Origin of the sequence: Mesorhizobium sp. M1E.F.Ca.ET.063.01.1.1 (genome assembly GCF_003998155.1) — a bacterium.
Lineage (GTDB): Bacteria > Pseudomonadota > Alphaproteobacteria > Rhizobiales > Rhizobiaceae > Mesorhizobium.
In genome coordinates this window covers 1-5,766 of record NZ_RZSC01000368.1, presented here as the reverse complement: position 1 = coordinate 5,766, position 5,766 = coordinate 1, and the positions used below count along the sequence as shown (strand labels likewise).

Genomic DNA, 5,766 nt, shown 5'->3' with positions numbered 1-5,766 from the left:
CCTTGCGCGCCTTGCCCAGTCTTTCGATGACCGCAGGCGTGACCTCGACCTTTCCTGTATTGCGCGCAACGGCGGCCACATCCTCGATGCTGACGCCGGCGCCGGTGAGAACGAGCGGGGTCATGCGAAGCGCAGCCTCTGGCCGATGCCTTGTTCCGCGGCCTTGGACAGCATCGCCTTGCCGAGCGCGATATCGGAAAGCGAGAGGCCGCGATGCCAGAACAGGATCGTCTCGCCGTCGCTTTGGCGTCCGGCTTTCAGGCCGGCGGCGATCTGGCCGAGCTCGGCATGCAGCGTCGCCTCGCTCAGCCGCCCCGTCTCGACATGAGCGCGCAGCGAGCCGAACTTACCACCTTTGCACTGACCCCAGTCGTCGACGACGATCTTTTGCATGATCTCGGTGAGCGACAGCTCCACGGCACTCATAGTGCCGTAGGGCACGACCAGCGCGCCGCGCTTGATCCATTCGGTCTTGAGCAATGGTTGCGGTTCCGGCAGCCGCGAGGCCTCGACGACGATGTCCGCGCCTTCGACGCAGCTCTTCCAGTCGGCCACGGCCATGACCGGCTTGCCGAGGTCGGCGGCCAGTTTCGCGGCGAAAGCGTCTCGGCTTTCCGGCCGGCGCGAATGGACGCGGATCTCGTCGAAGTCGAAGAGGTGGTCGAGCAGGCGCACGTTCCAGTAGGCGGTGCCGCGCGCGCCGATATGGCCGAGCACCTTTGATGACTTCTTCGCCAGGTGCCTGGCGCCGATGGCGGTGACGGCGCCGGTGCGCATGTCGGTGATGACGGTGGCGTCGAGGATGGCGCGCGGCGTGCCGGTGCGCGGATCGAAGAGGTTGAGGATGCCGAATTCGGACGGCAGGCCGTGCAGATAGTTGTCGACATAGTCACCGACGATCTTCACGCCGGCCGCGTCGAGCGGTGCCACATAGCCGCGAAGCACGTTGAAGTGGCCGTGGAAGGACGGATCCGGCTCGAGATGGACGCGCGGCTCGATCACCGTCTGGCCGTTGCCCTGGGCGACGAGCCCGGCTTCGACGGCGCCGATGATCTCGGCATCGCTCATGGCAAGAGCTTCGATGTCGAGAGCGTTGAGATAGTCGATATAGATGGGCTTCATGCATTTCCCTCGGCCGGCCCGCGCTCATCCATAACAGGCGGCGAGACGACACGAAAGTTTGTTGGATAAACTCTGGACTGGTTCAGCCTTATGCTGTTCAACCAGCGCGTCATGACCAGCATTCCCGACAACGAGGCATTGTCCCAGCCCGTGCCGACGGCGGCGCGCCAGGCACGGCGCGTGGCGCTGATCGTCGCCGTAGCCTTCTTCATGCAGTTGCTCGATTCGACGATCATCTCGACGTCGCTGCCGCAGATGGGCCAGTCCTTCGGCGTGCCGGCGGTGGCGATGAGCATCGGCATCACCGCCTATATGCTGGCGATGGCGGTGTTCGTGCCGCTGTCGGCCTGGCTCGCCGACCGTTTCGGCGCACGCAACGTCTTTCTCTGCGCCATCGCGTTGTTCGCGCTGGCCTCGATCGCCTGCGGTTTCTCTCAGAGCCTGACGCAGTTTGTCGCCGCCCGCATTGTCCAGGGCCTGGGCAGTGCGCTGATGACGCCGGTCGGTCGCATCCTGGTGCTGCGCAACGCCGCCAAATCGGAACTGCTCAACGCCACGGCGCTGATCACCTGGCCGGCTTTGTTCGCGCCGGTGGTCGGTCCGGTGCTCGGCGGCTTCATCACCACCTACCTTTCCTGGCACTGGAACTTCTTCATCAACGTTCCGCTTGGGCTGGCCGGATTACTGCTGGTCGCCCGTTTCGTTCCGGGCGATCGCGACGCCGAGACAAGACCGCTCGACTGGCCTGGCTTTTTCCTCACCTCGCTCGGCCTTGCGGTTATGCTCTATGGATTGGAGCGCCTCGCGCATCCCGAGAACGGCGTGCTGCCCACGGTGGGTATGATTGCCGCCGGCACTGCAATCGGCTGGCTGGCGGTGCGCCAACTCCTGCGGGCGCCGCATCCGCTGCTCGATCTTTCCGCCTTCAAGGTGCTGACCTTTGCCGTCTCGACGCTGTCGGCGGGCACGATCTTCCGTGTCGCGATCAACGCCACGCCCTTCCTTTTGCCGCTGCTGTTCCAAGTGGGTTTCGGGATGCGGCCGGTCGATGCGGGCTTGCTGATCCTCGCCTATTTCCTCGGCAATCTCGGCATGAAGGCGGTGACCACGCCGACGCTGAGGCGCTTCGGCTTCCGCCGCGTGCTGATCGTCAACGGACTGATCGCCTCGCTGGCGATCATGGCCTGCGGGGCGATCTCGCCGCAGACGCCGCTGGCGCTGGTGGTGGCACTGATGCTGATCGCCGGGCTTTCGCGCTCGATGCAGTTCACCGCGCTGAATACACTCGCCTTCGCCGATATCGGCGGGGCGCAGCGAAGCTCGGCCGCGACGCTTTCCAGCATGCTGCAGCAAGTATCGATGCTGTTCGGCGTGGCCGTGGCGGCCGCGCTCCTCAACCTGTCGCAAATTACCAGAGGCGAAGCGGCGCCCGACCTCGCAGACTTCAGAGTGGCTTTCCTCGCGATCGGCCTGATCGGACTCGTGGCATCGTTGCGTTTCATGGTCTTGCCGCCATCCGCCGGAGCGGAGGTCTCAGGCCATTTGGCGGCGAACTGACGAGGTCAGACTCCCGTGGACAAAATGACAAAATTCCCAATTTCGCTTTCCGGATACGAGATCGAAGGGCTGATCGGAATAGACGCACCTCGACTGGTGCCACTCTATCGGGCCTGCTCGGACTATGTCGTGCTGGAGCGCGGCCAGCCGCCCGATGCCGCCAGCGCGAACGAGGAATTCGAGAACTTCCCACCGGGCAGGACGGAAGCCGACAAGTTCGTATTCGGGCTGAAGGCAGCCGACGGCGAACTCGTGGGGTTGTTGGCCTGTGACCGCGACTATCCCCGGGCAGGGTGCTGGTGGATCGCGTTGCTCATGATCGACAAAGCCTTTCGCGGGAAAGGGTTGGCGCGAGCGCTTTGCGACGGCTTCTTCACATGGCTGAAGTCCCAGGCGGTCGAAAGAGTAGAACTCGGCGTGCTCGTCGAGAATGAGCCAGCACTTCGTTTTTGGCGACTACAGAACTTCGAGCCAGAGCGGATGGCCGGGCCAATTGCCATCGGCACCAAACAGCACATGGTTCAAGTCTTGGGCCGCTCATTGTGAACCGACCGTCGTCCGCGAGGAATGGTCGACCTCGCGCTCACACCGGCCTATAGACCTTCTCTGCCGTGTTCCAGAATATATCCGCCTCAGCCTTCGAGCCATGCCTGGCCACCGCCGCGCGGTGCGCCTTGATCAGTTCGGCGTGGCTGGTCCACAGCTTCTCGATCGGGAAGTTCGAGCCGAACATCAGGCGATCGCTGCCGAGGATTTCGATCGCATTGTGGATGATGTAGGCGATGAGTTCCGGGTCGTTGCGGTGCACGAAGGTGCCGAGCCCCGACAGCTTGGCGTAGAAATTGGGCGCTGCCGAAAGAGTGCGCAGGCCTACCTTCCATGCTTCAGTCGTTTCCGGCTCCATGCCGGTCAGCATGCCCGCATGGGTGAGGATGAAATTCGTCTGAGGGTTTTCGCTGACCAGCATCAGCCCGTCCTTCATTTGCGCCGGGAAGAGCTGCAGGTCGAAGGAGAGGCCATAGTCCTTCAGCCGCGCCACGTTTTTCCGCACCTTGGGATCGATCACCTGGTCGGCTGACGAGGCGAAACGGAAGGCAGGCGTCTCATGCCAGTGAAGCTGCATGCGCACGCCGCGCAGCAGCCTGTATTTCATCAGCCGATCGATCTGTGGCCGCACGTCATCCACCGTCATGTCGGCGTAACCGACGATGGCGTGCGGCCAGCCGGTTTCCTCGGCGGTCTTCTGCAGGAACGCCACCTCTTTCTCGAAATCCTCCTTGGCCCAGTTGGTCTGGACATAGACGGCCTTCTCGACGCTGGAGCCTTTCTGGTCGTCGAGGAATTCCGTGATCGGATAGTCGCGGCGGATCGGCTCGTAAGGGCCGAAGATGCGCGGCACCATCGGCCCGACCAGCCAGGGCTGATCCTGCTGGCGCCAGATGTGGAAATGCGCGTCGATGGCTTTCCGCATCACGATACCCTTTTCCAGATGGCTTCGGCCGCCGGAGCGGGGCGGGCGAGCGACAGGATGAAATCGGAGAGACTCTTCAGAGACGAGCCGTCGACCAGATCGTCGAGCACCGGCAGGATGGCGCGGAGCGCTGCCGTCGCCGGCCTGAAGCGCGGATCGCCGGCGAGCGGCGTCGCCAGCGAGAGCCGGAAGGCGCGGGCACTGAGCCGGCGCATCGCGGTTTCGAGGTCGGAATGGTCGCCACGCTCCAATGCGTCGGACAGGATCACGATGCAGGCGCCGCGCGCGAAGGCGGAGAACCGCGGCACCGAAAGAAAAGCAAGCAATGTCTGGCCCATGCGGGTGCCGCCATCCCAGTCGTCGACGAGCGCCGCGGCGCGGGCCAGTGCCTGGTCGCGGTCGCGGATGCGCAGCACCGGCGTGATGCGGGTCAGCCGCGTGCCGAAGGTGAAGACTTCCGCGCGGTCCGCGCCTTGCACCGTAGTGTGCGCCAGCTTGAGATAATCGGCGGTGTGCAGCTTCATCGAGCCGGAGACATCGATGAGCAGGAGCAGTTTCCGCGGCACGATCTGGCGGCGGCGCAGCAGCGGCGCGGGGATGTCACCATCGGCGCTGACGATCTCGCTGAGCGAGCGCCTGAGATCGAGCGTGCCGCGCGAGCGGGTGCGCGCGGTGCGGAAGGAACGGCGCGCGGGCAGGGCGGAAGCGAGCCGGCGGTGGAAGGAGTTCAGGCCGTCGGCGTCATGCGGGAAATCGCGGCTGCTCAACTGCTCGAGCGCCGAGGACAGCTCGCCGCCTTTCTCGTTGCGGATGGTCTGGCTTTCTTCTTGACGTGTGCCGCGATCGTCCTTGATGCGGGTTTCGTCGTCCTTCTCGCCGTCGATCGGAGGCTTGGCGTCGCCATAGAAATAGGCGCGGAAATGCGCCTCGAATTCGACACGGCGATCGGGCGGGGGCGCGAGCGTCGCGAGTGCTGCTTCGCGGATATCGTTCATCGAGCGCGGGCCGAGCAGCGCCGCCGCCTGCATGAAGCTGGTCACCTGTTCGGGTGCGATGGCGAAGGCATGACGGCGCAGCATCCGGGCGAAGTCGAGGAACGCCGCTGCGGCGCGAGGCAAGCTTTCCCCACGCATCATTCCTTCGCGCCCCCCTCTGTCCTGCCAGCGTCGCGCATTAGCCCTAGGGTATCGCGCTAGCGCGTTGCGATTGCTCATCACGCCAGCGCCTCCTCGACGATCCTTCCGAGCTCCGGCGCGATCGCCGACATATCCTCCTCGTCCTTGATCAGCACCCCTATGGCGCGGCGGAAGGCTTCCGGCCATGGGCTGCCGCCCTTTTCGAGAATGGTCGCGGCGTTGGCCCATTCGACGGCTTCGGCGATGCCCGGCGGCTTTGCCAGAGGGCGGGCGCGTATCTGCTGCACGGCATTCGCCACCGCGCGCGCGGTCGCCTCGGCGACGTGGCCCGAGCGCAGCATGATGATCTCGGCCTCGCGCGCGGCGTCGGGATAACCGATCCAGTGATAGACGCAGCGCCGGCGCAACGCCTCGGCGAGCTCGCGGGTGCGGTTCGAGGTCAGGATGACGATCGGCTGGGTCGCAGCGCGGATCGTGCCG

The 5,766-nt window shown here is 64.8% G+C and carries 5 protein-coding genes and 1 pseudogene; 2 read left to right on the top strand and 4 right to left on the bottom strand.

The window, feature by feature from the left end; all coding sequences use genetic code 11:
• Positions 1-120: 120 nt before the first annotated feature.
• Positions 121-1,122: an ornithine cyclodeaminase family protein gene (locus tag EOA29_RS22730; RefSeq protein WP_126092976.1), complete on the bottom strand. Its 1,002-nt coding sequence runs from the start codon at positions 1,120-1,122 to the stop codon at positions 121-123.
• Positions 1,123-1,233: 111 nt separating this feature from the next.
• Between EOA29_RS22730 and EOA29_RS22725 the strand changes: the two genes are divergently transcribed.
• Complete coding sequence (locus tag EOA29_RS22725) at positions 1,234-2,679, top strand: DHA2 family efflux MFS transporter permease subunit (protein ID WP_126095848.1); 1,446 nt, start codon at positions 1,234-1,236, stop codon at positions 2,677-2,679.
• Between the two features lie 24 nt (positions 2,680-2,703).
• Positions 2,704-3,225: a GNAT family N-acetyltransferase gene (locus EOA29_RS22720; RefSeq protein ID WP_245464954.1), complete on the top strand. Its 522-nt coding sequence runs from the start codon at positions 2,704-2,706 to the stop codon at positions 3,223-3,225.
• A gap of 37 nt (positions 3,226-3,262) precedes the next feature.
• Here EOA29_RS22720 and EOA29_RS22715 read toward each other — a convergent pair whose 3' ends face one another.
• From EOA29_RS22715 to EOA29_RS22705, 3 genes and pseudogenes are all read right to left on the bottom strand, one after another.
• Positions 3,263-4,150: an amidohydrolase gene (locus tag EOA29_RS22715; protein ID WP_189349976.1), complete on the bottom strand. Its 888-nt coding sequence runs from the start codon at positions 4,148-4,150 to the stop codon at positions 3,263-3,265.
• Complete coding sequence (locus tag EOA29_RS22710) at positions 4,150-5,286, bottom strand: VWA domain-containing protein (RefSeq protein ID WP_127221583.1); 1,137 nt, start codon at positions 5,284-5,286, stop codon at positions 4,150-4,152. The genes EOA29_RS22715 and EOA29_RS22710 overlap by 1 nt, the downstream gene beginning before the upstream one ends.
• A 77-nt stretch (positions 5,287-5,363) precedes the next feature.
• Positions 5,364-5,766, bottom strand: a pseudogene (locus tag EOA29_RS22705) (MoxR family ATPase); the annotation flags it as partial.

Bases quoted from the DNA above. Each gene is read 5' to 3' on its own strand.
- EOA29_RS22730 (WP_126092976.1), bottom strand. From the start codon at position 1,122: ATGAAGCCCATCTATATCGACTATCTCAACGCTCTCGACATCGAAGCT.
- EOA29_RS22725 (WP_126095848.1), top strand. From the start codon at position 1,234: ATGACCAGCATTCCCGACAACGAGGCATTGTCCCAGCCCGTGCCGACG.
- EOA29_RS22720 (WP_245464954.1), top strand. From the start codon at position 2,704: ATGACAAAATTCCCAATTTCGCTTTCCGGATACGAGATCGAAGGGCTG.
- EOA29_RS22715 (WP_189349976.1), bottom strand. From the start codon at position 4,150: ATGCGGAAAGCCATCGACGCGCATTTCCACATCTGGCGCCAGCAGGAT.
- EOA29_RS22710 (WP_127221583.1), bottom strand. From the start codon at position 5,286: ATGATGCGTGGGGAAAGCTTGCCTCGCGCCGCAGCGGCGTTCCTCGAC.